Here is a 2,500-nt window from a genome sequence, read left to right as displayed (position 1 = left end):
CTGACTTTACACCTGCAGCCTATCAACGTCATCGTCTATAACGTCCCTTATAAAGAAGTCTCATCTTGAGGTGGGTTTCGCGCTTAGATGCTTTCAGCGCTTATCCCTTCCCAACATAGCTACCCGGCGGTGCAGCTGGCACCACAACCGGTACACCAGAGGTTAGTCCATCCCGGTCCTCTCGTACTAAGGACAGATCCTCGCAAACTTCTTACGCCCACAACAGATAGGGACCGAACTGTCTCACGACGTTCTGAACCCAGCTCGCGTGCCACTTTAATGGGCGAACAGCCCAACCCTTGGGACCTTCTCCAGCCCCAGGATGTGACGAGCCGACATCGAGGTGCCAAACCTCCCCGTCGATGTGAGCTCTTGGGGGAGATCAGCCTGTTATCCCCAGAGTACCTTTTATCCTTTGAGCGATGGCCCTTCCATACGGAACCACCGGATCACTATACCCGACTTTCGTCCCTGATCGACTTGTTGGTCTCACAGTCAAGCTCCCTTATGCTATTGCGCTCTTCGCACGGTTACCAAGCGTGCTGAGGGAACCTTTGGAAGCCTCCGTTACTCTTTTGGAGGCGACCACCCCAGTCAAACTACCCACCAAACACTGTCTCTGTTAACAGATTAGGCATCACGTAAATAAAGGGTGGTATTTCAACAATGACTCCACCATGCCTGGCGACACAGCTTCAAAGTCTCCCACCTATCCTACACATCATTTACACAATGTCAATGTTAAGCTATAGTAAAGGTTCATGGGGTCTTTCCGTCCCGTTGCGGGTACGCGGCATCTTCACCGCGACTACAATTTCACCGAGCTCGTGGCCGAGACAGTATCCAGATCGTTGCACCATTCGTGCAGGTCGGAACTTACCCGACAAGGAATTTCGCTACCTTAGGACCGTTATAGTTACGGCCGCCGTTTACTGGGGCTTCAGTTCAATGCTTCTTCTTGCGAATAACATCCCCCCTTAACCTTCCAGCACCGGGCAGGTGTCAGGCCATATACATCATCTTTCGATTTCGCATAGCCATGTGTTTTTGCTAAACAGTCGCCTGGATCTTTTCACTGCGGCCTCTCTACCGTAGTAGAGTAGGCGCCCCTTCTCCCGAAGTTACAGGGCCATTTTGCCTAGTTCCTTAGCCACGAATCACTCGAGCACCTCAGGATTCTCTCCTTGACTACCTGTGTCGGTTTACGGTACGGGTACCATCAACATAAGTTTAGAGGTTTTTCTTGGAAGTCTGATTAGGGCAACTATCCACGCTCCCGAAGGATTGTGGTACTATCAGGTTCAGCTAACAATACGGATTTGCCTATATCGTTAATACCTACACCCTTTAACGTACTATTCCGTCAGTACGCGTGCCTTTCACTACTCCGTCACCCCATCACTGTTAACGGTAGTATGGGAATATTAACCCATTGTCCATCGACTACCCCTTTCGGGTTCGCCTTAGGTCCCGACTAACCCTGATCCGATTAGCGTTGATCAGGAAACCTTAGTCTATCGGTGGGCAGGTTTCTCACCTGCCTTATCGTTACTTATGCCTACATTTGCTTTTCTATCCGCTCCACCATGGCTCACGCCACAACTTCGCCGCTGATAGAATGCTCCCCTACCCAGAATAAATTCTGCCAAAGCTTCGGTAGTATACTTAATGCCCGATTATCATCGATGCTCTGTCGCTCGACCAGTGAGCTGTTACGCACTCTTTAAATGAATGGCTGCTTCCAAGCCAACATCCTGGCTGTCTCGGCAACTGAACCACCTTAGTTCAACTTAGTATACATTTGGGGACCTTAGCTGTTGGTCCGGGTTCTTTCCCTTTCGGACAAGGACCTTAGCACCCATGCCCTCACTGCAGAGTATATCTAATAGCATTCGGAGTTCATCAGGATTTGGTAGGATGTGACTCCCCCTAGTCCTATTGGTAGCTCTACCTCTATTAGACTTAACCTCCACGCTGCTCCTAAAAGCATTTCGGGGAGTACGAGCTATTTCTCAGTTTGATTGGCCTTTCACCCCTACCCACAACTCATCCAAACACTTTTCAACGTGTACTGGTTCGGTCCTCCAGTGCGTGTTACCGCACCTTCAACCTGGTCATGGGTAGATCACCAAGTTTCGCGTCTACCTCCACTGACTAATACGCACTATTAATACTCGCTTTCGCTCCGGCTCCGTTCCTTTAAAAACTTAACCTCGCCAGTGAAGAGTAACTCGTAGGCTCATTATGCAAAAGGCACGCCGTCACCCAACTTATGGGCTCCGACCGCTTGTAAGCGTATGGTTTCAGGTACTATTTCACCCCCTTATTCAGGGTACTTTTCACCTTTCCCTCACGGTACTTGTTCACTATCGGTCTCTCAGGAGTATTTAGCCTTACCGGATGGTGCCGGCAGATTCAGACGGGATTTCACCTGTCCCGCCCTACTCAGGATACTACTATCAATAATAATCTTACTCTTACGGGTCTCTCACCCTCTATG

The 2,500-nt window shown here is 49.8% G+C and carries 1 rRNA gene (only partly in view); it reads right to left on the bottom strand.

The annotated features are described in order from the left end of the window. A 23S ribosomal RNA gene (locus ACXACQ_RS05990) occupies window positions 1–2,500 on the bottom strand (it extends past both window edges: 45 nt to the left, 337 nt to the right).

It is taken from the genome of Fulvivirga sp. AWR4_260, assembly GCF_056158185.1.
This window is presented reverse-complemented; position numbering and strand designations above follow the sequence as displayed.